Below are 24,762 nucleotides of genomic sequence, written 5' to 3'. Positions count from 1 at the left end.
CGTCGCCTAGCCGAGTTGCTTGGTGATCTCCGCTGCCCTCGCAGCCGCTGCACGGGCGCCGTCGGCGATGATCCTGGGGATCCCGCCGTCGTTGAATGCCGCGATGGCGCGCTCGGTGGTGCCGTTGGGGCTGGTAACCGCCACGCGCAGGTCTGTGGGGTTCGCACCGGGCTCGGCGAGCATGAAGCCCGCACCGGCCACTGTTTCGCGCGCCAGCATGAGCGACAGCTCCTCGTCCAACCCGAGTTCGACGCCGGCAGCGGCCATGGCCTCCGCAAGGTAGAACGCATACGCCGGTCCGGAGCCGCTGATCGCGGACAGGGCGTCCACTTGCTCCTCGGGCACCTCCACAACAGTGCCGGCACCTGCCAGCGCCGTCTTGGCCTGCTGGAGCTGCTCCGGGCTGCAGTGCGTTCCCGGTGATACGGAAACCACCCCGCGGCCCAGCTTGGCGGGCGTGTTGGGCATGGTGCGGATTACGGGCTGGCCTTCCGGCAGCGCAGCTTCGAGCTGGGCGATTGAGACGGCGGCGGCCACGCTGACCACGATGGTGTCCTTGCCCAGTGCGGGACTGATCTCCCGGGCCAGGTCCGTGATGCCCACCGGCTTGACGCCCAGGATCACCATTCCCGCACCCTTGGTGGCCAGCTTGTTGTTGTCCGGGTCCTCTTCGCCGGCGATCGCCATGACACCGTGTCGCTGGGCCAGCTCCTCCGCCCGCTCAGCGCGGCGCACCGTAGCGACAACATCGGACGGGTCGGCACCCGCGGCAAGAAGGCCGCCAAGAATTGCCTCGTTCATGGATCCACAGCCAAGGAATGCGATTCGGTTGCTCATGGCTCCATCATGGCAGTTGGCCCTCGGGCGGGTCGAACGCTTACGCAGATCGTGGCCCCACCGGCCCAGGATTCCCAGCTTGCTCACAAGGTTATTGCAGGCGGCGCCCAATGTTGGTCCGTAACTTAGTAGTTACCTCATTGAGGGTGCGAGTGATGAGGCGGGCATGGGGATGTCCGCCAGCAGCACCGGCGGCCGGAGCGGGTTTTCCCCCATTTCCCGATTCGGCCGCCGGTGCTTTCGCTTTTAACGCCCGCCGACCCTTGCCGCTGGCGTAGTCCGTCGCTTCTTCACACCCAGGTAAACGGCCCCGGGCACTACGGACGTGCAAAAGCCCGGGCCAGCCGGCCCGGGCTTTCCGCTGTCTACTGACCCTTGTTCGCTAGCTGTCCAGGCTCCGGACCAGCGGAACACTCAGATGCTGCCGCGCGAAGCGCAATGTTTCGGCAAGCATTTCCTCGCGCTCCCCGGCGACTTTCGCCTTGCGGGTGGAGATCTCAGCCACCACCACGCCGTCGAATCCGTTGGACGCCAGATGCTGGAGGACGTCAGCGCACTGCTGGGTACCGGTACCGGGCACCAGGTGCTCGTCCTTCCCGGAACCCGAACCATCCGTCAGGTGGACGTGCCGGAGCTTGCTGCCCAACGCCTGAACAGCTTCCAAACTGTTGGCACCGGCAGTTGCCGCGTGCGAGAAATCCCAGGTGACGTCGTCGTAATCCTGTCCCAACGGGTCCCAATGCGGCAGGTAAGCCACGGCCTCACGTCCGCGCACGCGCCACGGATACATGTTCTCTACGGCAATATGCACTTGGTACATGGCCGCAATCTCGCGGACGCCCTCGGCGAAGTTCTCCGCGTAATTCGACTGCCACCGGAAAGGCGGGTGGACCACTACGGTGTCGCAGCCGACTTCCCTGGCCATCTGGCAGGACCGCTCGATCTTGTTCCACGCGGAACCCCACACCTGCTGCGTCAGGAGCAAGGTAGGCGCATGGATCGAGACGATCGGCTGCTTGTACCGATGGCTCAACTGGATGAGCGCGTCCGGATTCTGGCTGACGGCGTTGTTGGTCACCATGACTTCGACGCCTTCATAGCCCAGGTCCTGCGCCACGGCGAACGCGTCATGGACGCTCAGCGGATAGACCGACGCACTGGACAGCGCCACCGGTATCTGACGGTTGTTGGCAACAGGTTCGACGTCGGTACTCATCTCAGGAGGCCAGCCCGCCTGCTGCGGGGGCTGGGATGGGTGCTGGGGCGGGATCGTTCACCGGGACCGGGAATTCCTTGATGGGGTGGTCCTCCTGGTCTTTCCCGTCTTCCTTGGCCTTTTTCTTGGACTTGTCCTTCTTGCGCTTGCCAACGTGCGGAGCCGGGTCCAGGGCTTCCTCGAAGACCAGTTGGTCGAGGCGGCGCAGGATCAGGCCTTCACGGAGGGCCCAAGGACAAATCTCCATCTTGGGGAACTCGAACAGCTCCAAGGCGGCTTCCGCCACCAATGCGCCAGCCAGGAGCTGGCGGGCCCTTGCGTCCGAAACGCCGGGCAGGTAGAGGCGGTCAGCAACGGTCATCGCGGAAATCCGCTGGGCCCACAAACCAAGATCCGCTGCATGGAGCTCGCGCTTCACGTAGGGCCCTGCCGCGCTCGGAGCGGCGCCGGCAATGCGGGCCAGCGACCTGAAGGTCTTGGACGTGCCTGCCACCAGATTGGCCCTGCCCAGTTGGTGGAACTCGCGGACCACCGGCTTGAGCGTAGAGCGGATGTAGCGGCGCAATTCCTTCACGCTCTTGGCCGTCGGCGGGTCCTCGTGCAGCCAGTCCCTGGTGAGGCGGCTGGCGCCCAGAGGAACCGACGTGGCGAATTCCGGCAGTTCATCCGTGCCATAGGCCATTTCGAAGGAGCCACCGCCGATGTCCAGGTCAAGGATGGGACCTGCGCCCCACCCATACCAACGGCGGACCGCGAAGAAGGTCATGGACGCCTCTTCGCTGCCGGTCAGTTCCTGCAGGGTCACCGTGGTTTCGTGCTTCACCCTCGCCAGGACCTCGGCCCCGTTGGTGGCTTCACGGATGGCCGACGTACAGAAAGCCAGCAGGTCTTCCGCCTTGTGGCGCGCAGCGAATTCCCACGCTTCAAGGACAAACTCCACCAGTTCATGCTGACCGGCATCGTTGATGTTGCCGTCCTCGTCAAGGAACTGGACCAGGCTCAACGGGCGCTTGTGGGACGCGAAAGCTACTGGGCGCGCGCCGGGGTGGGCATCCACGAGCAGCAGGTGGACGGTATTGGAACCGATGTCGAGAACGCCAAGACGCATTCTGCCATTATTCACCGATTCGAACCCCGTGAAGCAACTTCGCGGCGACGTTTCGCTGACGCGGCGGTGTCCTATGGTGCCGTTGCCTGCTGGTCCGCGGAACCGTCCACTTCGTCAGCGCGCTTGAAGTCCCTGCGGATGTTGGCGATTCCCTCGGGATCGATTTCGAAGCCGTGCTCGCTTCCCGGGTTGATGACCAGGCCGAGCTCATCGCCGATGTTGCCAAGGATGGCCGAACCCAAGGTGCCCAGGACGTGCGGGGCCGCTTCAAGGAAGCGTGCGTCAACGCGGCTGGGGTGGCTGAAGACCGCCAGGACCGGCTGTCCGTCCGCGTTGGAGAGGACCAGCGGCTCCACCGACGAGTCAGGGCCGTCCACGGATTCCGAGCTGACGAGGTACACCTCGTTGTTCAGGAAAGCCAGGATGACGTCCACCGGGTTCGCGTCCGGCTGTTCGGCCAGGGCAAGCTTGGCTTCCAGGTCGTTCAAGGGGGCGTTGTCGGGTGAAACTGTCTGTTCAGTCATGCTTCTACTCGACCATGATGCCTGCCGGGACGCAATTCGCGGTACGTCCCGGCAGGCAGTTGTACCTGGGTTACTTCTTTGCCGCAGCCTTCCGCGCCGGAGCTTTCCGGGTGGTGGTCCGCTTGACCGGGCCCTTGGCACGCTTTTCAGCCAGGAGCTCGATAGCCCGCTCCCTGGTCAGCTCTTCGAGGGACGTGGACCGTGGCACCGTAATATTGGTGACGCCATCGGTGATGTAGGGGCCGAAGCGGCCTTCCTTCACCACGATGTTCTTCTCGGAGACCGGGTCCGGACCGAATTCAGCCAGCGGCGGCACAGCAGCACGGGCACCCCGTTGCTTGGGCTGCGAGTAGATCTCCAAGGCCTGTTCCAGCGTAATGGTGAAGATTTCCTCTTCGGATCCGATGGAACGCGAATCCGTGCCCTTCTTCAAGTACGGACCGAAGCGGCCGTTCTGCACCGTGATGGGGTTCCCCTCGGCGTCCTCGCCCAGGACACGGGGAAGGCTCATGAGCTGCAGGGCCTCGTCCAGGGTGACGGTGTCAACGGTCATGGACTTGAAGAGCGAACCCGTGCGCGGTTTGGCCTTCACGGGCTTCTTCGGCGGCTTGGGCTTGCCGTTCTTGTAATACTCCACCGGCAGGTTGGCCAGTTGTTCTTCGGTCAGCTCAGGGATGATCTCGGTGACGTATGCGCCGTAGCGGCCATTCTTGGCCACCACCGTGTGGCCGGTGTGCGGGTCGACGCCAAGGACGCGTTCCTCCGGTGCGGCAGTTTCCATGAGCTCGATGGCCTTGGCGGCCGTCAGTTCGTCGGGAGCAAGTTCCTCGGGCACGTTGGCGCGGGCGGACTCAACTACCTCGCCGGTCTTCTGGTCCACCGTGGGAAGGGTGCTCTCCAGGTACGGACCGAACTTGCCCACGCGCAGCATGATGCCGTCAGCGATCGGCACGGAGTTGATCTCGCGGGCGTCGATCTCACCCAGGTTGTTCACGATGCTCAACAACCCGGGATCAGCGTCTTCACCGTAATAGAAGTGCTTGAGCCACGCGGCGCCAATGGCCTGGCCGTTGGCGATCTTGTCCAGGTCGCCTTCCATGTCAGCCGTGAACTCGTAGTCGACGTAGTCCGTGAAGTGCTGTTCCAGCAGGCGGATCACGGAAAATGCGATCCAGCTCGGGACCAGGGCCGAGCCTTGCTTCCGCACATAGCCACGGTCCTGGATGGTGGAAATGGTGGACGCGTACGTGGACGGGCGGCCGATGCCCTTCTTTTCCAGTTCAGCCGTGAGTGAGGCTTCCGTATAGCGCGGCGGCGGGGAGGTTTCGTGGCCAACAGCAACAATGTCCGAAGCCGTCAAGGAGTCGTCCTTGGCGACGTTGGGGAGGCGGCGGGCCTCGTCCGAGTCGTCATCTTCGCGGCTGGCGTCCTTGCCTTCCTCGTACGCAGCCAGGAAGCCGGGGAAGGTGATGACCGTACCGGATGCCGAGAACTCGGCGTCCCGGCCATCCGCTGCCACGGCACCCAGGCGGATGGTGGCTGTGGAACCCTTGGCGTCGGCCATCTGCGAGGCGACCGTGCGCTTCCAAATGAGCTCGTACAGGCGGAACTCGTCTCCGCTCAGCTGCTGCGCCACTTGGGCCGGAGTGCGGAAAGAGTCGCCTGCGGGACGGATGGCCTCGTGGGCTTCCTGGGCGTTCGCAGCCTTGTTGGCGTAGACGCGCGGACCCTGCGGAACATACTCGGGGCCGTAGAGTTCGGCAGCCTGGCGGCGGGCAGCCGTCACAGCCTCATCGCTCAGTGCGGACGAGTCGGTACGCATATAGGTGATGTAACCGTTCTCGTACAGGCGCTGCGCCACCTGCATGGTGCTCTTCGAGGAGAACCGGAGCTTGCGGCCGGCTTCCTGCTGCAGCGTAGACGTGGTGAACGGCGCGGCCGGACGCCGGGTGTATGGCTTGGTGTCTACCGAGCGGACGCGGAAATCGGCGTTCTCCAGCCCGGTCGCCAAGGACGTGGCAAGTTCCTCATTGAGGTGTACCACGTTGGACGAAGTGAGCTCACCGTTGTCGTTGAAGTCGCGGCCCGTAGCCACCTTGGAACCGTCCACGGCGGCGAGCTTGGCTTTGAAGGAACCCGAGTCCGCGCCGAACTGGCCCGTTAGGTCCCAGTAGGAGGCTGCACGGAAGGCCATGCGCTCCCGTTCACGATCAACCACCATGCGGGTGACCACGGACTGCACGCGGCCTGCAGAAAGCCCGCGGGCCACCTTCCGCCACAGGACCGGAGAAATTTCGTAGCCGTACAGGCGGTCCAGGATACGGCGCGTTTCCTGGGCATCCACCAGGGCGGTGTCCACGTCGCGGAGGTTGTCCATGGCCCGGTGGATGGCTTCCTTGGTGATTTCACCGAAGGTCATGCGGTACACGGGGACTTTGGGCTTCAGGACCTCGAGGAGGTGCCACGCGATGGCTTCGCCTTCGCGGTCCCCATCGGTTGCGAGGTAGAGCGCGTCAGCGTCTTTCAGCTGGGCCTTGAGCTCGGCAACCTTTTTCTTCTTGTCCGGCGAGACAACGTAATAAGGCTTGAAGTCATTCTCGACGTCGACGGCGAACTTGCCGAGGGATGTCTTCTTGAGTTCTGCAGGGAGGTCCGACGGCTGCGGGAGGTCCCGGATATGGCCGATCGAAGCCTCGACGATGAAGCCCTCGCCAAGGTATTTGGCGATGGTCTTACTCTTGGCCGGAGACTCCACGATCACGAGTTTCTTGCCGGTTTTTGCCTTGCTGGGCACGGTGCTCCTACAGAAAAAATGTGTCATTGGGCTGGTGCCCATATTGGCCTAGTTCACCATAAATTGCAGAATTCTGCGTTTTTGGCCGGGGACCCCGGCCGGTTTGGGACGGTTATTGGCCGGGTGCCAGACGGTCGTCCGGGATCATCGACCACAGCGTAGCCACGCGCTCCGCGCCGTCCGGAATCCGGGTGGGATCCTCCAATTCGTACTCCCTGATGACCTCACGGATCCTGTCGGAGAGCTCCTTGCGCTGTGGATTGGTCAGGTACAGCAGGTTGCTGGCCAGGACCACCGCCGCCGGTTCCTCCGCGGTGTCTCCGCGCTGCCTCCGCTCACCCCTGGCCTTGGCGAACGCCGAAGCCCTGCGCCGGAAGGCATCCAACTCCAGGTCCACGACGGCGATCTCGGGGCTGGCCACGCTGCCGCCCGAGATGGTGAAGTCCGTGCCGGCGGCTTTCCAGCGACGCTCCCTGGCGTCGCCGGCGTTTTCCGCCGGAGCCACGATTCCCCATTTCTGGAGGGCACGGAGGTGGTAGCTCATGGCACTGGGCGTCAGGCCCGTCCTCGCGGCCAGTTCTGTGGCGGTGTGACTCACCTGCGTGGCATAGAGTTCCGAGATGACTTCAAGCCGGGCCGCGTGGGCCAGGGCGCGGATGGCCTTGGGATCGGTGATCTCCACGGTCTTTTCGGCCCTCTTGCGACGCGGAACTCCGCCTTCTGCCTCGGATGCCTCGTTGTTCACACTCACTTCATCAGTGTAATCAGCGTCACTTGTTGGAGTGCTGGTCCTGGTGGAGTGCGGCGTGTGCGCCGCCGTCATGCGGACACCTCATGGCCGGGCAACTGGCCGTCCGGAAGCAGGAATCCGTCCCGGACCAGGTTCCGGACGTCGCTGAACAGACCCTCACGGAACGCATCCGCATCAAAGTCAGCTCCCCCACCCAGGAGCACTTCCAGGGCGGTGATGATCTGGCCCACGGACAGTTCGCCATCGCACGTGGACACGAAGCCGGCCAGTTCCGAGCTGAGCAGGTTGGTCCGGCGAAGGCCTGCGCCCTGCCTGAGCAGGATCACGCCGGGGTGCTCGGCTCCCGGGCGCTGGTGCCGTTCCTCCGTGACATCGTCGGCGACAAGCAAGTGGGCGTCCGCGAGGTTGTTGCCGGCAACCCAATCGGCGCGATCCACGGCAGCTCCCAAGTGCGGACCGATCGGCTGCTCGATGGGGTAGGTGATTTCCTCGAACCTCTTCAGGACTTCCTCGCCGCCTGAGGGACGCCGCAGCCAGATCATGCCGAAGCCGATGCCTTCAACGCCCCTGGACGCGAAATCGTCAAGGTAGGCGGCATACGCGTCCTGGTAATGGGCACGGTCCCTGCCCTCGGAAGCATCCTGGAGCCAGGTCTCGGCGTACTGTTCCGGACCTACCTGCTCGCGCTGGATGAACCACACGTCCAGGCCTGAGCCCTCGAGCCAGGAGGTAGGCCGGTCCTGCCATTCCGAACCCGAGGCAATCTCCCAGTTTCCCAGCATCTGCGCCGTTCCACCCGGCTCCAGGACGGTGGCCAATGACGTCACCAGCGAAGAGACAATATCGTCGCCCGGGAGTCCGGCATCGCGGTACGTGAACTGATCGGCAGCGGACTCTCCGCTGCTCCGCGGCGTGATCACGAATGGCGGGTTGGACACCACCAGTCCAAACGTTTCCCCCGCAACCGGCTCCAGCAACGAGCCAAGCTTCAGGCTCACGCGGGCTTCCAGGTCCGCGGGGTCGAGCCCGAGTTCGGAAGCGTTAAGCAGCAGGTTGAAACGGGTGAAAGCAAGGGCACGTACAGAGATGTCCGTGGCAGTCACATGCTCACAGTGATGCAACAGGTGGAAGGTCTGGATTCCACACCCGGTACCCAAGTCCAGAGCCCGCTTGGTGTGGTGGCGGATGGTTGTTTGAACCAGCGTGGTTGACGCTTGGCCTATCCCCAGCACGTGGTCGTGCCTCAGGACACCCGGCTGCTGGTGGGCGGCGAGGTCGCTGGCCACCCAGAGTTCCGCTCCCCCCGTTCCGTCCGCGTTGGCGTCCCAGCCATAAGGCCGCAGATCCGCCTTCGCAGCCACGACTTCGCCGTCAAGAGTCACCAGTCCGAGCTCGGCAAGACCATGCGCCCCTACATCCGGCAGCGCAGCGTCCACGTCTCTGGCCGCCTGCGGAACCGCGAGGAGCCACAGCCGGACGATCACCGACAAGGCCGACGCCCCTGGTTGCCCGGCCCCCGCGTGCCGTTCAGTGACCAGGAGTGCTGGAATGAGTTGGTCCCTGCCGAGTGCCGCATAGGCGGATTCGCCAAGGAAATCCGCGACGCCATCCACCGTGTACCGGATGGCGCGAAGGTTGGCTGCCAACGCCGCAAGAAGTTCGGGGCGGTCGCTGCGGGGAGCGTCGGCAGTGGCACCGGAAGTAAAGGCTGTTGGGGTTTGGTTCACCCAGCAAGTCTATTGGCGCTGTTTCAACCTGGTCTCCGGACAGGATGGCCTATGTGGAAAAGCCGGGCGTCGGAACCCGGTAGCGTTGAATCATGCTCATTTTCTCCTCCGCACGGCGCCCTGCCGGTCTTATCGCCGTCGCCGCGGCAACGCTGTTGGCTGCCACGGCATGCCAGCAGCCAGTGGACATCGCCCACGCAGACGTTCCCGCCTGGAAGAAGGATGCGCTGCCTGCCGCTACCGGCGTGGTCCTGGAGGACTCCGGAAAGATCCTGAACCGCGATCCGATTGTCAAGGACTCGCCCAGCGTGGCCGCCGGAACCTACACGCTCACGATGGCGTGCGATGGCGGCGGCAAGGCTTTCTTCGCCGTCAGCACCGGCGGAAAGCAGATTGCAGATGCGGGCGCGGCCTGCAACGGAAGCCGCGAAGTGGCCAAGATCAAAGTCCCGGCCACGGCGGACCTCAGCATCTCGGCCAGCAGCGTCGATGCACCCTTGATCTTCGCTTACCAGGTGGTTCCAGCGGCCGGCTAAATCCCGCGTCCGCCCTATATGGCGGCCTGCCCCACAAGGGTAAAGTCAGAACATGGGCGGCGCGTTGGCTGGCTCGGTAACGTCGCGACGGCTGGCGAGTGCCGCCGTCGTACTTTTGCTTGGCTTGGGCGGCACCCTGACGGGCTGCGAGTACACCTATGACGACCGGGGTGCTCCGCAGGCCACCCCCACGGCGCCGGCGGGCAGCAATGTGGTGCTCCCTCCCGATCCGTCCCTGCAGCAGACCGTCACCGGTGACGCCTTGGAGGAATGGGCCAAGTCGGCACTGCCGGAATCGCAGGGGCGGTCCTTCTACTCCAGCAGCGGCTACCTCAGTCCCGGCGAATCCAAGACCGAGCAGACCGTCCAATTGCCCGGGGGCACGTATGCCGTCACCTTGGCATGCCGGGGCACAAGGCGGGTCACCTTCACCGTCCGCATGGGCGAATCCGACTTGGTGGACCTGACGCTGGGGTGCACCAACGCCCGCGTCAGCGTGGTCCAACTGGAGAAGGACGCCATCCTCGACATCACGGTGGGCGCCAGGTCCGATGCGAACTTCGCCTACCGGGTCAGCCGGCTCTGACTCCGACGCTCAGGCCGCTTCGCAACCCCCGGGGCACCGCAACGTTGCCGGGTCCGAGGCGCATTCTGCGCAATAGAGCGTAAGCGTCCGGCAGCTTGGGTTGGAGCAGTTCTCGAACTTGTTGGTTGGGGACGCACACCGGACGCACTCACCGATGGTCTTGGCGTCGTCACTGAACTCAACGTGCATGCGTTTGTCGAACACATACAGGGAGCCTTCCCAGAGGCCCTGGTCCTTGAATGTCTCGCCGTACCGGACAATCCCGCCATCCAGCTGGTAGACCTCCTTGAAGCCCCGGTTGACCATGAGGCTGGAAAGGACTTCGCAACGGATGCCCCCGGTGCAGTAGGTGACTACGGGCTTGTCCTTGAGGGCGTCGTATTTGCCGGAGTCCAACTCTTTGATGAAATCGTGCGTGGTGGCGACATCCGGCACGATTGCATCCTTGAACTTTCCGATCTGGGCTTCGAAGGCGTTGCGTCCGTCGAAGAACACGACGTCCTCGCCGTCGGCCTTCTTGGTGTCCAGCAAGGTGTGCAGTTCCTCGGGTTGCAGGTGCTTGCCACCGCCCACCACGCCGTTCCCGTCCACCTTCAGCTCGCCGGGCGCACCGAAGGACACGATCTCATCGCGGACCTTGACGCTGAGGCGCGGGAAATCGTCGGCGCCGCCCTCCGACCACTTGAAGTCGATGCCGTGGAAGCCCTTGTATTCCCGGGTGGTCTTGACGTACTGCTTCATGTTGTTCAGCTCGCCGCCCACCGTGGCATTGATGCCGTCCTTGGAGATGAGTATCCGCCCGGTGAGGCCCAGTTTCTCGCACAGGGCACGCTGCCAGAGACGCACCGCGTCAGGATCGGCGATCGGAGTAAAGCCGTAGAAAAGCACAATTCGGTTCAAAGCCACCGTTAAAGGGTACTTGGTGTACTACAATCGCGCGCCGACGTCACAATTTCATAAGCACGGAAGGCTGGGCCCTGCGTGCTCTGTTGCTTCCAGGTGCCCTGGCATAGTCTCTCTACATGAGTCCAGACGCCTTGGTTGAAGACATCGCGCACCTCTTGGAAGTCTGGGTAGCCGGCTGGTCCGGTTGCCGGGGCTATGAATCGCGTCAAGAGGGACGTTTCCCCGCCGCACTCCGCGCCGACAAGACCGGTGACTGGGAGTATTTCGCCCACGATCCTTCCGACGAAGAATTCGCAACCCTTGCCGCCAAGACGTCCGAGGCCGACACCCGTATCCTGACGGTCCTCACCAACGACGTCCAGCGGTACAAGTACCTCGCCGAACAGCACGGCCTCACCGTCAATTCGGCCTCCCAAACCATGATGATCGTGGATATGGAAACCCAGGATGCCGAGGATCCCTGGTTGCCTGACGACGATTTGGAATTGGCAACCTCCGAGTCCAACGGCGTGCACTACGCCGTGGTCCATTCCGGTGAGCAGGTTGCCGCCAGCGGCCGGGTCTACGTGGTGAACGGCACCGCGGTTTTCGACAAGATCGTTACCGAGCCCGCTTTCCAGCGCAGGGGTCTCGGCAGCTTCATCATGAAGGCCCTGGCCGCCCAGGCCTTCGCCCACGATGTCCAAAACGGTCTCCTGCTCGCCTCACTGGACGGGCAAAAGCTGTACTCCCACCTGGGCTGGGACGTGGTGTGCCACGTCCTCATGATGTCCGTCAGCAGCACAGGCGGTTCCGACCTGTCCGTTGCCTGAAACCAGGCCTTGGGTAGCCTGAACGACGGCGGTCCCCTCTTGGGGGCCGCCACGTCCGGTTTGCACCGGAATGACAGAATGATTTGGTGGCTGCACCAAACCCGTTGATCTCCCTGCTGGGCCGGACCCCTGACCCCGAACAACTGCGCCACGTCCACACCATTCCAGCCCGCAAAGCCGTCAACGAGCCATGGCCTCACTGGGTGCACCCGGACATCGTGGCCGCATACCAGGGGCTGGGCATCCAGGAACCCTACCGGCACCAGGTCCAGGCAGCCGGCCTCGCCCATGACGGCCAGCACGTGGTGATCGCCACGGGAACAGCCTCCGGCAAATCCCTCGCCTACCAGTTGCCTGCACTGGACGCCATCCATCGCTCGGAACTGCGTGTACTGTCCGAGCCCGGAAAGATCCACGACGACGGCGCGGTGACCATGTACCTGTCCCCCACCAAAGCCCTGGCCGCGGATCAGCTCGCCGCCATCCGCGCGCTGAAGCTGCCCACCGTTCGTGCCGAAACCTACGACGGCGACACCGACATGGCGTCCAGGCGCTGGATCCGTGACCATGCCAACTTCATCCTGGCGAATCCGGACATGCTGCACTTCGGGATCCTGCCCAACCATGCCTGGTGGGCCAAGTTCTTCCGGCGGCTCCGCTACGTGATCGTCGACGAAGCCCACAGCTACCGCGGCGTGTTCGGTTCCCATGTAGCCAACCTGATGCGCAGGCTGCGCAGGATCTGTGCCTACTACGGTGCCGGCTCCTCCTTCCCCGAGCCCGTCTTCATCGCGGCGTCCGCCACGGCCTCCGATCCTGGAGTCTCGTTCGGCCGGCTGATCGGTGCTCCGGCCAGGGAGATATCCGAAGACTGTTCGCCCCACGGATCCACGACAGTAGCGTTCTGGGAACCTGCCCTCACCGACCTCAAGGGCGAGAACGGAGCCAAGCAGCGCCGGACGGCCGTGGCCGAGACCGCCGACATCCTGGCCAACCTGGTGTCCTCGAGGGTCCGGACCATTGCCTTCATCAAGTCCCGGCGCGGTGCAGAGTCCATCGCGTCCATCACCAAACGGCTGTTGGACGACGTTGATCCCTCGCTGCCCGGCCGCGTTGCCGCTTACCGCTCGGGTTACCTGCCCGAGGAGCGGCGGGCCCTGGAACAGGCATTGCGCTCCGGACAGTTGCTTGGCGTCTCGAGTACGTCCGCTTTGGAACTGGGCATCGACATCTCCGGGCTCGACGCCGTTTTGGTTGCCGGCTGGCCCGGAACGCGGGCATCGCTCTTCCAGCAGATCGGCCGGGCGGGCCGTGCCGGGCAGGACGCCATCGCAGCCTTCGTGGCCAGCGACGACCCCCTGGACACTTATCTGGTGAACCACCCACAGGCAATTTTCGATGTATCCGTCGAAGCGACGGTCTTCGACCCCGGCAACCCCTACGTCCTGGGACCGCATTTGTGCGCCGCAGCCGCCGAGTTGCCCATCGGCCCCGCAGAACTTGAGCTTTTTGGCAGCACCGCGGAGGGCCTCCTCGACCGCCTGGTGGCGCAGGGATACCTCCGCAAGCGGCCGGCGGGATGGTTCTGGACCCATTCGGAAAGCGCTGCCGGCATGGTGAATCTCAGGGCCGACGGCGGTGGCCCCGTCAGCATCGTGGATGCAGATACAGGGTCCCTCCTGGGCACCATGGACTCCCCCCAAACGCATTACCAAGCGCACACAGGGGCGATCTACGTGCATCAGGGTGAGAGTTACCTGGTGGAGGAACTCAATGAGCGCGACCACTGCGTCATGGTCCGGCGCGTGAATCCGGACTTCTACACCACTGCGCGCGATGTCACCCAGATCGAGGTGCTGGAAACCTCCCGCTCGGTCCAATGGGGCGACATCACGGTGCATTTTGGCGATGTCAAAGTGACGACCCAAGTGGTCTCCTTCCAGCGCAAGGCCTTGATTTCCAATGAGATCCTCGGTGAAGAACCCCTGGACCTCGGAGCCAGGGACCTCTTCACCAAGGCGGTGTGGTTCGTGGTGGACAACCGTTCGCTGCATGGTGCCGGATTGGTGGAGGCACAGTTCCCAGGCGCATTGCACGCTGCCGAGCATGCTGCGATCGGGCTCCTGCCGTTGGTGGCCTCCAGCGACCGATGGGACATTGGTGGGGTGTCCACCGCGCTTCACGCAGATACGGGCGTTCCAACGATCTTTGTCTACGACGGGCACCCAGGTGGCGCCGGCTTCGCGGAACGTGGATTCGAGAAAGCCAAGGTGTGGCTCACCGCCACGCGACAAGCCATTGATGCCTGCGAATGCGACGCCGGCTGCCCGTCCTGTGTCCAGTCACCCAAATGCGGAAACAAGAACAACCCCTTGGACAAGGCAGCCGCCATCACGCTCCTTGATGTCCTGCTGAAAGACGCCGTCTGACGGTAGTGGGCGGGACTTAGGGTGGAGGGCCTGCCCTGGCTCTGCCCGTGGCAACTCCCAAGGCAAAGGGCTGCGAGAATTCCGTGGCCACCTGAACCTCGTCGCCCGCAAGCACCTGACACGACGTGATCCGGGCGTCGTTACGGGCTGCCACTCCTTCAGCGACGCTGCACGGCTCACCGGCTACCAGACCCCGGGCTGCGTCGGCTGCTGCGAGCGCGGCCAGATCCGCCGCTGTTGCCGCCTTCGATGCCATGACCGCAGCCTGGGACAGTAACAAGATCCCCGCGAAAAGTGCCACCGCAACGGCTACCAGTCCGAGGGCCAGGACCGTCCCGGAACCCCTTTCGGGACCGCGGGCGTTGCATCGCGTGGTGAACTCAACCATCCGCTGGTACCTCCGTACCCGAGGACTCCTGCGGGGCATCCGCCGTGGCGCTCAGGGTCCAAGGGATCAGCATCCCCAAGGCGCCGCCTACGCGTGCCGAGGCTTCTAGGCGCACCCAACCACCATCGCTGGCAATCCCGGCGGCGGCGCCCTCCCCGGCGCTGCGCTGCACGATTCCTGACACGGCGCTGTTGGACTCGCCCCGGGCCAAGGCACGGGCCCCCGCCCGGGCTGCCTCCTCCAAGCGCAACTGCGTCAGCCCCGCAGCCCCGCCCGCCAGCAGGAACGCCAAGAGCAGGACCACCGCCGGGAGAGCCACAGCAAACTCGGCGGTGATCGCCCCGGCCTGCCTCGCGCGAAGCGGACGGGCACGCACGGCCTCCTGTGGTGGTTCCTCGCTCATGGCAGGGAGAGCGCCGTCCGGATCAGGTTGAGGAGGAAGCCGCGGACCTCGTCGCTCCGAAGGAGGACCACCAGCAGGCCGGCCAGTCCCACGGCTGCGAGGGTGGCAATGGCGTACTCCGCGGTGGCCATGCCCGCTTCGCCTCCGGTCAGGTGGCTTCGCAGGCGCAGCTTGCCCTGCTTGTTCCGGGCCTGGGAGTTATCCTTCTGGGCACGGTGCGCGGTCAGTGTGGTGGTTGGCGAGTTCACGATATTTCCTTTCACGAGGGCCGGAGGTTTCTCCGGTGGCTTCGACTCTTCCGGCTGCGCCACCACCCTTGAAGTATCCGATCGCCGCAAGTGGATAACCCCGGACCGACGGACGGTGTGGAGGACAAGTGCTTGGGCTCAGCCCGGCGGGAGCATGGCGATGAGTACGGGAACGATTCCCAGGCAAATAAAGGCCGGCAGGGAGCACAGGCCCAAAGGGACAACCAGTTTCACCCCCAAGGCGGCAGCACGTTTCTCGGCAGCGCGGAATTGCTCCCGCCGTTCCCGGGCGGCCTGCGCATAAAGGATTGACGCCGACGGTGCGCCGGTCAGTGCAGCAAATGCCAGCGCGTCGCGAAGCCGTTCGACATCCGCGGAGGGCTGCACCGGCACCTGCCACGCTGTTTCCCAGTCCGCGCCAATGGACAAAGCTGCCACCACCGGTTTCAGCGAAGCACTGATCGTGGGCGCGGAGCTGGCCGCGATGAGTTCAAGGGCCCGCCCGATACCTGCACCTGCGTCCAGCATGGAAGCGACCAACTCCAGCATCATGGCCACGTCGGTGAGTCCATCGTCCCTGGTCACCGAAGAGCTGGTCCGAATGTCCCCAGGTGAAAGCGGGCCGTCAGGATCCCGACGGAGCACGAGCCGGGACGTGGCCTCTGCCCGGCTTCGGCCACGGCCGTGGAACGCAAGCAGTGCCGCCACAACAAGGACTCCCACCAGAAGGAACCCGGGCATCACGGACCTCCCGCGGCGGCCGCCACCAGCCGGGACGACCACACCCGGCCGGCCACCGTCAGTAGCAGGCCGGCAGCCAGGGTTCCCATGCCCAGGATGTTGCCCAGCAGAATGCCGAGTGGATCAACGCCCAGGGCCATACCGAGTACCAGGCCAAAAACCGGTAGCCAGGACAGCAGACGGACCGTGGCCTTGGGCCCGGCCAGCGCCGTCTGACGGGCTGCTTCGGCATCCTCTTCGGCCTCCAGTTGCGCCGCAAAGCGTGCCAGAAGGTCGGCCAGGGGGCACCCGCTGATCTCCGCCACATCCAGGCAGGCGGCCAACTCCACCCAGATGCGGCGCTCGACGTTGCCGCGGGGTGCATAGGCCGTGGCAACCGCCCTTCGGATGGCGTCCGCCGTCGAGCTTCCCACTGCCGATGCTGCCCTGGCTGCAGCAAGGACCCTCAAAGCTTCTTCGGAGATGGCCGCTGGCCGCAGGGAACCCGCCACCTGTCCGTGGTTGTCCATCCGGCGTGCGGAATGGTGCACCTGCCACAACTCCTCCCACAGCTGTGACGGTCCACGGCCGCCACGCAACAGTGCGGCAAGCTGCTGGACCAGAACCACCATGGATACCGGCCGGGCCGGGGGTGGGCGCCTGGCCACCAGTGCAAAGGGGATGCCCCGGAGGCGGCGGGCGGGCACGCCTGGCGTGGAAACAGGCCCAAGGACCCTACGGAAGGCCGACCGCGGCCCACGCAGCTGCAGCCATGCGGCCACGGCGAGAATAAGGAACAGCACCATGGTCATTCGTCCTCGCTGAAACCAAGTTTGACGGCCAGCGACGGCCAGCCGGGCCCCCGTTCCAGCCCGCCGGGATGCCACGTCAGGGCCGGGAGGACTCTCTGCAACCCAGCAGCGTCTACGAGCACTCCGATCGAAGCAACCCTGCGGCCGGCACTGGTCCGTTCAACGTGAATCACCACGTCAAGCGCGCTGGCAACCTGCAACCGAACGGCTTCAGGATTCAGCCCGGCGAGCGCCCCAAGGGCCACCAAGCGAGCGGGTACAGCTTCCGCAGTGTTGGCGTGGATGGTTCCCCCACCGCCCGTGTGTCCGGTGTTCAGCGCCGTCAGCAATTCCCGGACTTCGGCGCCCCGGCATTCTCCGACAATCAGGCGGTCGGGCCGCATGCGCAGTGCTTGGCGTACCAGTTCGCCGAGATCCAGTGCGCCTCCGCCTTCGAGGTTCCCGTGGCGGGACTCGAGGGTGACCACGTGGGGGTGGACCGGGTTCAGTTCTGCCGCGTCCTCTATCAGCACGAGGCGTTCGGACGGGTGGCTCAGGCCCAACAGCGTGGACAAGAGAGTCGTCTTGCCGGATCCAGTGGCCCCGCTGACCAGGAAACTGAGCCGTCGGGCCACGATGGCCCGCAGCACGCCTTCCATCTGTTCGGAGAACATTCCGCTGTGCCGCAGCTCTTGGAGGCCGAAGGTTTCCTCCCGTCGGATGCGTATGGACAGCAGCGTTCCGGCTGTGGAGATGGGTGGGAGCACGGCATGGACCCGGTAACCACCTTTGAGCCGGACATCGACGCACGGGGAACCATCATCCAGGCGGCGTCCCCCGGCGGCTACCAGCCGCGCGGCCAAGGACCTGACCTGCTGTTCAGCATCGAACCGGACGGATGAGCGTTCCAACCCGTTTCCCCTGTCCAGCCATACATCTCCGGGAGCGTTGACGAAGATGTCCGTGACGCCTGGATCCTGGGCCAGGTGCTGCAGAGGGCCCAGTCCGTTGAGTTCTGCATTGATGGACTCTGCCGCCTCGAGCGCGCCTGCCGCTCCGAGCAGTTTGCCGCTGGCTTGGACCGCCGCAGCCACGGTGGAGGGCGTCACGGGGCCGTTGCCTGCCAAGACGGACTCCCTGACCGTTTCAAGGAGCACGGAGTCGAGTCGTCGCTGTTGTCTCCTTCGGCCTCCGTTGAACGCCTGGCTGTTCACGGGTGCACTCCGTCCATGTCCAGGAGGGCTTCAGCGAACCGGGCTACTGGCCGCCGTTGACCCATGTCCAGCAAGCGACCAAGCTCCGTGGCGCCCGCTACTCCGCGGAGGGCAGGGACCGTCCCGGCGAGCGAAAGACCTAAGGAATCGGCAATCACCTGGGCATCAACCGAAGGAGCGCTACCCCCCCTGACCAGCAATGCAGTATCCCCCGGCGCCAACTCATTGAGCGTCCGTGAAGCGGCCACGGCGGACTTAAGGTGCGGCGTGGTGAGCAGGAACATCTTGTCGCAGTCCCAGGCAAACGATCTGAGGGCTTCCAGGCTCCGGCCGATGTCCACCACCACCAGTTCAAAACCCCGGCGGGCGGCATCCAGGACTGCAGCAACCGAGGCGGTGTCCGGCGGCGGAACCGCATCCCGGGCACCGGGCCAGGACAGGAAAGTGAAACCGCCGGCAACCGGAAGGGACTCACGGAACTGGTTCGGATCGATGCTCCCCCGCGTTGCCGTGAAGTCGGGCCACCGCAGCCCGGGAAGATCCTGATCCGTGATCGCCAGTTCCAAGCCGCCACCCCACGGATCGCCATCGATCAGAAGCGTGCTGGTTCCGAGTCCGGCAGCGGCCTGGGCCAACCAGATGGCGGTGGTGGTGGCCCCCGCACCTCCGTGGCCGCCCACGATGCCAAGGACCGTACCACCGGGGTCCGGTGCGACGGCCAGGCTCAGGTGTTCAGCCAGCCACGAAGCGGCTCCCGGCAGCACTGCGACGCGTTCGGCTCCGAGGGCAGCTGCGAGTTGCCACAGCGCGTCGCCCTCGGCGGCCCGGCCCAGGAGCACCGCCGGGGCTCGGCGCCGTGGTGGAAGCTCCCGGACGTCGCTGCCCACCAGGACAACATCAGCCGTGTCCCACCCGTGCATTGCCTCTTCCATGCCCTCGGCGAGATGCAGCGTTCCGCCCGAGGCCGCGACGATCCGGCGGGCTTCGTCCTGGAGGTACCCATCGGCCGTGACCAGCAGGATGTCCGCGCTGTTTTCCGGAGTCCATGCTGGTGTCTCCTGATTGCCTGCCTGCCCCTGCGCTCTTTGTCGCTTGCCCATGAAGCCACTCTGGTGGTCGGCGGCAACGGCGCGTAAGCGGGAACCACCCCCATGTGGACAACACCAGGAGGGCCAGGTCTGTGGAGGAACAGTGGGACCGCAGGACACGGCAGAATGGAGAGCATGTATTTGCTGCTCGCCGCCCACCAGGACGGCGCAGCCATACAAAGAATCTCCCCTTCCGGGAAGCCCACAGCCGACCCGCGCCTGGTCAGCCGCGGTGAGTTGCCCGGCGTCGTGCGTGAACTCGAAAGCCAGCGGCCCCGCTGGGTCTGGAACCGCGCACAGGATTGGTATCCGGAGCTGTTGGCCGAGGGCGTGGAGGTAGACCGCTGCCATGACCTGTCCCTGTGCGGTGCCATCCTGGCGAACTCAGCGATCACAGCCCACACCGAATTCGCCAGGAACGCGGAGAAACTCATCCAGGACGATGACACCGCGCCGCCCCGGACGTTGCTCCCGCCGCCCCGGCCCGTGGAGCAGCACGCTCTCTTCGACGACGTCGCTCCGGCCGGCGCCGGGCTGGCGGAGCTCCGCGCAGAGTTCGCGGCGCAGCAGGCAGCTGTCGCGGAAGTAGATGGGCCGGAGAAGCAGCGGTTGCAGCTCCTGCTGGCCGCCGAATCGGCGTGCGGAATCATCGCCGTGGAGATGCAGTTCGCGGGTGTCCCGTGGCGCGAAGAGCTGCACGAACAGATTCTGCAGGACGTCCTGGGCCCCCGGCCACGCCTTGGCCACAGGCCACGTGCGCTTGAGTCGCTGTGCAACGAATTGCGCCAGATCCTGAATTCCCCAACTCTGAATCCGGATTCGCCGCAGGACCTCATGCGCGCCTTGCACCGCAACGGCATCGAGGTCAAGAGCACCCGCCAGTGGGAGCTCCAGCAATCAAACCATCCAGCCATCCCGCCGCTGCTCGCCTACAAGAAGCTCTCCCGCCTGCACACCGCGAATGGCTGGGCATGGTTGGACGCCTGGGTTCGCGGAGGCCGTTTCCATCCCGAATATGTAGTGGGCGGCGTGGTGTCCGGACGATGGGCCTCGCGTGGTGGCGGCGCCCTCCAGATCCCAAGGAACATCCGGGCAGCGGTCCATGCGGACCCAGGGCACAAGCTGATTGTCGCCGATGCATCCCAACTTGAGCCACGGGTCCTGGTGGCCCTGGCCCAGGACACGAAGATGGCTGAAGCGGCCCGCGACAAGGACCTGTACGCCGGTATTGCCGCCCAGGGTTTCGGTGGTGACCGCCAGAAGGCAAAGGTGGCGCTGCTAGGTGCAATCTACGGCGCCACTACCGGTGAGTCCGGGAGGCTGATGCCGCAGTTGGCGCGCACCTATCCCCGCGCCGTGGGCTTCGTAGAGCAGGCCGCCCGCGAGGGCGAGGCCGGACGCACGGTCACCACCAGGCTGGGAAGGAGCAGCCCGGCGCCGTCAGTGGGCTGGCTGCGGAGCCAGCAATCCACCACGGCCGAGGAGCAGCGGCGCGCAGACAATTTGGCGCGCTCGCGGGGCCGCTTCACGCGAAACTTCGTAGTCCAGGGATCGGCAGCGGAATGGGCTGCCTGCTGGCTGGCAGAATTACGACGCCGGCTGCGCGCCTTGCGAGCCGAGGGGTTACCGTCAGGGGAACTCGTCTTCTTCCTGCACGACGAAGTCATGGTCCATGCCCCGGATGAGGCCGTGGACGCCTGCGTCATGGCGATCCAGGAGTCGGCGAACGCCGCCAAGGAACTCATGTTCGGGCGCATACCCGTGGAGTTTCCGGTGAGCGTTGCCGTCGTCGATTCCTACGACAAGGCGAAGTAGCTGCACGCTTGTCCGCCCGTGCCGCACGGCGGGAAACTGTCTCCATGGACTCCGGGCCGAATACGCCCCGGCACACTAGCTTTCGGCGGGCCTTCCGACCAGTCACATAGCGCTTTGTGATGGAGAATGACCGTTCCGTGACGGGTACCCGGAAGTAACTTTAATTCGCTCCTCCTTCTGGATACGGTCTTTGTGTGGCGCACAACACAAGCGCACACGCGACGCATGCAATGACGCATTGACGAGGGGGCAGCAACGATGGCTGGCAGGTTTGAAATTCTCAAGGACAGCGACGACGCTTACCGGTTCCGCCTCACCGCGGCCGACGGAACAGTGGTAGCCGAATCGCCCACGTTCAAGCATCTCAAGGGCGTGGTGGACGGTATCAATGCGGTCCGTGAGAACGCGGCCACCGGCCTGATTGTTGACCGTTCGACGGCGGCACGACAGGCAGCCTGACAGCCCACCCGCTGCGGCGGGACAGGGCGTTTAGAGGTCGACGTCGTGGAACTTGCCTTCGTCCCATGGGACAGTCCAGCCGAGTTCATCGAAGAGGCCGCTCAGCACCATTCCCGTGAAACCCCAGACCAGGAGTCCGTTCACAGTGAAGCCGGGGCTGGTGTACGTTCGACCGAAGCGGCTGATGGTGGCCGTAACCCGGTTGACCGGATCCAGCAGGTCCCGCACCGGAACACGGAAAACCTGGGCCGATTCGGCATAATCCACCACGCGGACCGGCGACGGGGCATCCCACCAGGCCACCACGGGCGTCACCCGGAAGTTGCTGCGGATAAGCCCCAATTCCCGGATCACGCCCAGGACTCGGACTCCGTCGACATCCAGGCCCGTCTCTTCGACAGCTTCGCGCAACGCCGCGGCTACCACTGTTTCGTCCTCGGGATCGACGCTGCCACCGGGAAAGGCCACCTGGCCGGGGTGGTCATCCAGGGTGTGGGCACGTTCAAGGAGGAGCACGTCCAGGTCCGCAGGCGCAATAGGGCGATCCGACTCGGCCGGGATGTTGTCCAGCTTGCCGAAAAGCATCAGCACTGCCGCAGCCCTGTTGGTCTCCTCGCTGACTGGCAGCTTGGTCCAATGCTCGGAGGTCCCTCCGTCACCCGATTCATACCGGGCCACCAGGGCGGACAGGTCCTCAAACGCCGTCAACAGGCCTCCTTTGTGATTCCATGCGGATCTCGGCCGCGCGGTGGGTCTCTGCGAGCAATCGCTCGAGCAACGCTTCAGCGCCGGGTGCGAGCTCGTACTTGAGCAGTTTGGCGGCCTTGACCGGGTCCGTCTCGCCATCGCCATAGCTTGGGCAGAGGCTGGCGACCGGGCACGCTCCGCATGCGGGCTTCTTGGCATGGCAGATCCTGCGGCCATGAAAGACCACCCGATGGGACAACATGGTCCAATCCCGTGGTTCGAACAGTTCGGCTACGTCGAATTCGATCTTGACGGGATCGTCCGATTCCGTCCATCCGAAGCGGCGCGCCAGCCTGCCGAAGTGGGTGTCCACGGTGATGCCCGGGACGCCGAAGGCATTGCCGAGGACCACATTGGCCGTCTTGCGTCCGACGCCGGGCAAGGTCACCAGGTCCTCGAGCCGGCCCGGCACCTGACCGTCGAACTCATCCACCAGCCGCGTGCTGAGGGCAAGCACGTTTCGGGCCTTTGCACGGAAGAATCCCGTGGGTTGCAGGATGGCTTCCAGTTCCGTGGGGTCTGCCTCGGACAAGGCCCGGGCGTCCGGGTACCGTGCAAAGAGAACCTTGGTGACTTGGTTGACCAGGACATCGGTGGTTTGGGCGGACAGGACCGTGGCCACCACCAGTTCGAAAGGATTGCGAAAATCCAGCTCCGCGTGCGCGTACGGGTACTTCTCCGCGAGGACCTTGTTGATCCTGCGCGCCCGTCGTTTGACGGCGAGCGGTGAACCAGCTGCGGTGATGGCCACGGTGTCCTGTCCTAGCCGCGTTCGATGTTGCTGAGCTCCCGCAGGACCCCAACCTTGCCGTCGGTGTCCTGCACCAGGAATTCGTGGCCGCGGTCTTCCAGCGCCAGGACCCATCCGCCGGGCTCGATCACGAACGCGGGGGCGCCTGTCCGCTCATCAAACGCTGTCCGGGGCTGGCCTACGGCAAACCAGAAGGCCTCGTAGTGCGGAGCATCGTGCGATTCCTCGGGACGGCTTGCGGGGTCAACCGTCGCGCCGATGGAGTCGGTCACCGCCCGGGTGTCCGATGAGACGATCGGCGTTGCCATGGTGGCAGCCCACGAACGCTCGCCGGAAGGCTGCTGGGCAGGCGACTGGGCTTCAGTCGGTTGGGCCTGCTGTGCCGGGGCTTGCTGGGCCGCCGGAGCTTGCGCGGCGTGCTGCGTGGTTGCAGCTTCCTGTGCGGACACGGACTTTTCGGGCTGGGCTCCGACGCCCTGCTGGGCGTCGGTCGCGGGAGGGGCTGCCGCACTCTGCTGGGCCACGGCTTGGGGGGCCGTACCCTGCTGCGCACCGGTCCCTGGCTGGGCCGGCTGCCCTGCTCCACTCCCGGGAGCGGCGGGCGAAGCCTGGGTTGCGGGCGAACCCGATGCGGCCGGGCCCGGCTGCTGGGCCTGGCCAGCCGGCTGAGGCGCTCCAGCCGTGGCGGCACCTGCGGCGGCCACGCCCGGGGACACTGGCGCACCGACACCGTGCGGCGGCTGGCCGTTGTGCGGCGCCTGACCGTTATATGGCGACTGGCCGCTGTAAGGAGCAGTGGCGCCGTAGGAACCCGGGGCGGACGCCTGCCCGCCCGAGTCCGCCGAATGCACGACGCCGGAAGCCTCACCAGGCTGCTTCGGCGCGGAACCACGCAACCCTGGGATGGAGAACCCGGGGGAAGACTTTCCTTCCTTGGCCGGCTTCGGTTCCTTGGGTGCCGACGGCTTGCGGGTGGGCACGGCGGCCGGGCGGGCCACGAGATGGGCCGGAACCTCGGCGCGGCCCTTGAAGTCTGCCGAGAGGAACGGCAGATGGGGACCCAAAACCGTTGCGGCAAGGAGGCCGAGGGAGCCAATCAATCCCAACAACACCCCGCCGTTGAAGGAATCGGCAATCGTCAGGAAGAACAGGGGAAGGGAGAACGCAGCCGTAACGGAGGCGAACTGGTCAATCGAGAGCGAGCCCACCCGGACGATGGTTCCGGGCTGCAGGCGGCGCGCTACGAACAAAGCCGCCACAACCAACGGCAGGAGGATTCCCAAGAGAAGGAAGAAAAGGTTACCCAGGTTCCAGAGGTTGTAACGCCCGCCGAACATCGGCAGCAGCGAAGCGACGAACATCAAAAGTACTGAACCGAAAACGGTCAGGTCGCGAACCGTAAAGGGACCCAGCACGGCGTCGAACTTGGCGGTGGCGCCGGAAGCACTTTGGTTGCCTGATGGGGTGGCAGTTCCAGCCTTGGTGTCCGGTCCCGCTGTCTGCGATTCGTTAGGGCCTGGTCTCAGCTGGTTCATCTCTATCTCCTTCGTGCGGCGTCGTCTTGGACAGTCCGGACCGGCCATCCGCAGCATCCTGCGGCACAACCTGACACGCCTCTGGGCGTCCCCAAGACTTAATCAGCCTATGCCACCCCACAGACAGTCTTCTAGCTGAAACCGGCCGTTCGGCTTCGCCCTCAGCTAACTCCAAGGTGCCTTACAGACAGCCAGGGGAGACTGTGACGCCCGACGACGAAAGCGGCTGCCGCCGTCGTCGTCATGTAAGCGGTTCCCCAGCGGCAGAGGCGCCATTCGGCGCCAAATCCGTACCGCTCACTGGCGGCTTTGTGACCACGCACACGTAGGACCTCCCGAAGCGATAGTGTTGGGGACGGACAGCACTGCGGCACGGT

Annotated in this window: 23 protein-coding genes and 1 pseudogene; 6 read left to right on the top strand and 18 right to left on the bottom strand. The window is 65.0% G+C overall.

Features of this window, described 5'->3' with window-relative positions; translation table 11 throughout:
- Nucleotides 1-6: 6 nt before the first annotated feature.
- The 7 genes from proC to ACIPV6_RS19715 all read right to left on the bottom strand — a co-directional run bounded on the left by proC (nucleotide 7) and on the right by ACIPV6_RS19715 (nucleotide 8,957).
- Nucleotides 7-837: a pyrroline-5-carboxylate reductase gene (proC, locus tag ACIPV6_RS19745; protein WP_397325629.1), complete on the bottom strand. Its 831-nt coding sequence runs from the start codon at nucleotides 835-837 to the stop codon at nucleotides 7-9.
- A 382-nt stretch (nucleotides 838-1,219) separates the two neighbouring features.
- Nucleotides 1,220-2,053 (bottom strand): sugar phosphate isomerase/epimerase family protein, encoded by an 834-nt coding sequence (locus tag ACIPV6_RS19740; RefSeq protein ID WP_400272516.1) that lies wholly within the window; start codon nucleotides 2,051-2,053, stop codon nucleotides 1,220-1,222.
- 1 nt (nucleotide 2,054) lies between these two features.
- Nucleotides 2,055-3,161: a Ppx/GppA phosphatase family protein gene (locus ACIPV6_RS19735; RefSeq protein ID WP_400272515.1), complete on the bottom strand. Its 1,107-nt coding sequence runs from the start codon at nucleotides 3,159-3,161 to the stop codon at nucleotides 2,055-2,057.
- Between the two features lie 71 nt (nucleotides 3,162-3,232).
- Complete coding sequence (locus ACIPV6_RS19730) at nucleotides 3,233-3,685, bottom strand: SseB family protein (protein ID WP_400272514.1); 453 nt, start codon at nucleotides 3,683-3,685, stop codon at nucleotides 3,233-3,235.
- A gap of 70 nt (nucleotides 3,686-3,755) precedes the next feature.
- On the bottom strand, nucleotides 3,756-6,479 hold the full coding sequence (topA, locus tag ACIPV6_RS19725; RefSeq protein WP_400272513.1) for a type I DNA topoisomerase: 2,724 nt from the start codon (nucleotides 6,477-6,479) through the stop codon (nucleotides 3,756-3,758).
- A 112-nt stretch (nucleotides 6,480-6,591) separates the two neighbouring features.
- A complete protein-coding gene (locus ACIPV6_RS19720; protein ID WP_400272512.1) occupies nucleotides 6,592-7,302 on the bottom strand; it encodes an ArsR/SmtB family transcription factor in 711 nt (236 codons plus the stop codon).
- Nucleotides 7,299-8,957 carry a methyltransferase gene (locus ACIPV6_RS19715; protein WP_400272511.1) on the bottom strand — a complete coding sequence of 553 codons (1,659 nt, stop codon included), beginning with the start codon at nucleotides 8,955-8,957 and terminating at the stop codon, nucleotides 7,299-7,301. Before ACIPV6_RS19715 ends, ACIPV6_RS19720 begins: the two co-directional genes overlap by 4 nt.
- Nucleotides 8,958-9,049: 92 nt before the next feature.
- Between ACIPV6_RS19715 and ACIPV6_RS19710 the strand changes: the two genes are divergently transcribed.
- On the top strand, nucleotides 9,050-9,493 hold the full coding sequence (locus ACIPV6_RS19710) for a hypothetical protein (protein WP_400272510.1): 444 nt from the start codon (nucleotides 9,050-9,052) through the stop codon (nucleotides 9,491-9,493).
- Nucleotides 9,494-9,545: 52 nt separating this feature from the next.
- On the top strand, nucleotides 9,546-10,079 hold the full coding sequence (locus tag ACIPV6_RS19705; protein ID WP_400272509.1) for a hypothetical protein: 534 nt from the start codon (nucleotides 9,546-9,548) through the stop codon (nucleotides 10,077-10,079).
- 9 nt (nucleotides 10,080-10,088) lie between these two features.
- Here the strand turns inward: ACIPV6_RS19705 and ACIPV6_RS19700 are convergent, their stop codons facing one another.
- Nucleotides 10,089-10,985: a rhodanese-related sulfurtransferase gene (locus tag ACIPV6_RS19700; RefSeq protein ID WP_400272508.1), complete on the bottom strand. Its 897-nt coding sequence runs from the start codon at nucleotides 10,983-10,985 to the stop codon at nucleotides 10,089-10,091.
- A gap of 116 nt (nucleotides 10,986-11,101) precedes the next feature.
- Here ACIPV6_RS19700 and ACIPV6_RS19695 point away from each other — a divergent pair, with 116 nt between their 5' ends.
- Nucleotides 11,102-11,797 carry a GNAT family N-acetyltransferase gene (locus tag ACIPV6_RS19695; RefSeq protein ID WP_400272507.1) on the top strand — a complete coding sequence of 232 codons (696 nt, stop codon included), beginning with the start codon at nucleotides 11,102-11,104 and terminating at the stop codon, nucleotides 11,795-11,797.
- Between the two features lie 86 nt (nucleotides 11,798-11,883).
- The gene (locus ACIPV6_RS19690) at nucleotides 11,884-14,226 is read left to right on the top strand and encodes a DEAD/DEAH box helicase (protein WP_400272506.1); all 2,343 of its coding nucleotides are present in this window, start codon (nucleotides 11,884-11,886) and stop codon (nucleotides 14,224-14,226) included.
- A gap of 16 nt (nucleotides 14,227-14,242) precedes the next feature.
- Here the strand turns inward: ACIPV6_RS19690 and ACIPV6_RS19685 are convergent, their stop codons facing one another.
- The 7 genes and pseudogenes from ACIPV6_RS19685 to ssd form a co-directional block, all read right to left on the bottom strand.
- Complete coding sequence (locus tag ACIPV6_RS19685; RefSeq protein WP_400272505.1) at nucleotides 14,243-14,614, bottom strand: Rv3654c family TadE-like protein; 372 nt, start codon at nucleotides 14,612-14,614, stop codon at nucleotides 14,243-14,245.
- The gene (locus tag ACIPV6_RS19680) at nucleotides 14,607-15,017 is read right to left on the bottom strand and encodes a TadE family type IV pilus minor pilin (RefSeq protein ID WP_400272504.1); all 411 of its coding nucleotides are present in this window, start codon (nucleotides 15,015-15,017) and stop codon (nucleotides 14,607-14,609) included. Before ACIPV6_RS19680 ends, ACIPV6_RS19685 begins: the two co-directional genes overlap by 8 nt.
- A pseudogene (locus ACIPV6_RS19675) lies at nucleotides 15,014-15,178 on the bottom strand (DUF4244 domain-containing protein); the annotation flags it as partial. The pseudogene ACIPV6_RS19675 and the gene ACIPV6_RS19680, both read right to left, overlap by 4 nt.
- A 225-nt stretch (nucleotides 15,179-15,403) precedes the next feature.
- The gene (locus tag ACIPV6_RS19670) at nucleotides 15,404-16,006 is read right to left on the bottom strand and encodes a type II secretion system F family protein (protein ID WP_400272503.1); all 603 of its coding nucleotides are present in this window, start codon (nucleotides 16,004-16,006) and stop codon (nucleotides 15,404-15,406) included.
- On the bottom strand, nucleotides 16,006-16,797 hold the full coding sequence (locus ACIPV6_RS19665; protein WP_400272502.1) for a type II secretion system F family protein: 792 nt from the start codon (nucleotides 16,795-16,797) through the stop codon (nucleotides 16,006-16,008). Before ACIPV6_RS19665 ends, ACIPV6_RS19670 begins: the two co-directional genes overlap by 1 nt.
- Nucleotides 16,794-17,990, bottom strand: coding sequence for a TadA family conjugal transfer-associated ATPase (locus ACIPV6_RS19660; protein WP_400272501.1), 1,197 nt, complete (start codon nucleotides 17,988-17,990; stop codon nucleotides 16,794-16,796). The genes ACIPV6_RS19665 and ACIPV6_RS19660 overlap by 4 nt, the downstream gene beginning before the upstream one ends.
- Nucleotides 17,987-19,090 (bottom strand): septum site-determining protein Ssd, encoded by a 1,104-nt coding sequence (gene ssd, locus ACIPV6_RS19655; RefSeq protein WP_400272500.1) that lies wholly within the window; start codon nucleotides 19,088-19,090, stop codon nucleotides 17,987-17,989. Before ssd ends, ACIPV6_RS19660 begins: the two co-directional genes overlap by 4 nt.
- Nucleotides 19,091-19,213: 123 nt before the next feature.
- On the opposite strand from ssd, the gene ACIPV6_RS19650 reads away from it, so the two are divergent.
- Together ACIPV6_RS19650 and ACIPV6_RS19645 are read left to right on the top strand one after the other, a co-directional pair.
- Entirely contained in the window at nucleotides 19,214-20,893 is a 1,680-nt protein-coding gene (locus ACIPV6_RS19650) for a bifunctional 3'-5' exonuclease/DNA polymerase (protein ID WP_400272499.1), read from the top strand.
- A gap of 258 nt (nucleotides 20,894-21,151) precedes the next feature.
- A complete protein-coding gene (locus tag ACIPV6_RS19645; protein ID WP_400272498.1) occupies nucleotides 21,152-21,352 on the top strand; it encodes a YegP family protein in 201 nt (66 codons plus the stop codon).
- A gap of 30 nt (nucleotides 21,353-21,382) precedes the next feature.
- Here the strand turns inward: ACIPV6_RS19645 and ACIPV6_RS19640 are convergent, their stop codons facing one another.
- Genes ACIPV6_RS19640 through ACIPV6_RS19630 form a run of 3 tightly spaced genes read right to left on the bottom strand, consistent with a single transcriptional unit; the run spans nucleotide 21,383 to nucleotide 24,385 of the window.
- Nucleotides 21,383-22,060, bottom strand: a complete 678-nt coding sequence (locus tag ACIPV6_RS19640; RefSeq protein WP_400272497.1) for an NUDIX hydrolase — start codon at nucleotides 22,058-22,060, stop codon at nucleotides 21,383-21,385.
- Nucleotides 22,047-22,850 (bottom strand): endonuclease III, encoded by an 804-nt coding sequence (nth, locus tag ACIPV6_RS19635; RefSeq protein ID WP_400272496.1) that lies wholly within the window; start codon nucleotides 22,848-22,850, stop codon nucleotides 22,047-22,049. The genes ACIPV6_RS19640 and nth overlap by 14 nt, the downstream gene beginning before the upstream one ends.
- Before the next feature lie 11 nt (nucleotides 22,851-22,861).
- Nucleotides 22,862-24,385, bottom strand: coding sequence for a hypothetical protein (locus tag ACIPV6_RS19630; protein ID WP_400272495.1), 1,524 nt, complete (start codon nucleotides 24,383-24,385; stop codon nucleotides 22,862-22,864).
- Nucleotides 24,386-24,762 lie beyond the last annotated feature (377 nt).

Origin of the sequence: Paenarthrobacter sp. NPDC089988 (assembly GCF_044748465.1) — a bacterium.
GTDB lineage: Bacteria > Actinomycetota > Actinomycetes > Actinomycetales > Micrococcaceae > Arthrobacter.
The sequence above is the reverse complement of the archived record's forward strand: the minus strand, read 5'-3'. Positions and strand labels throughout refer to the sequence as shown.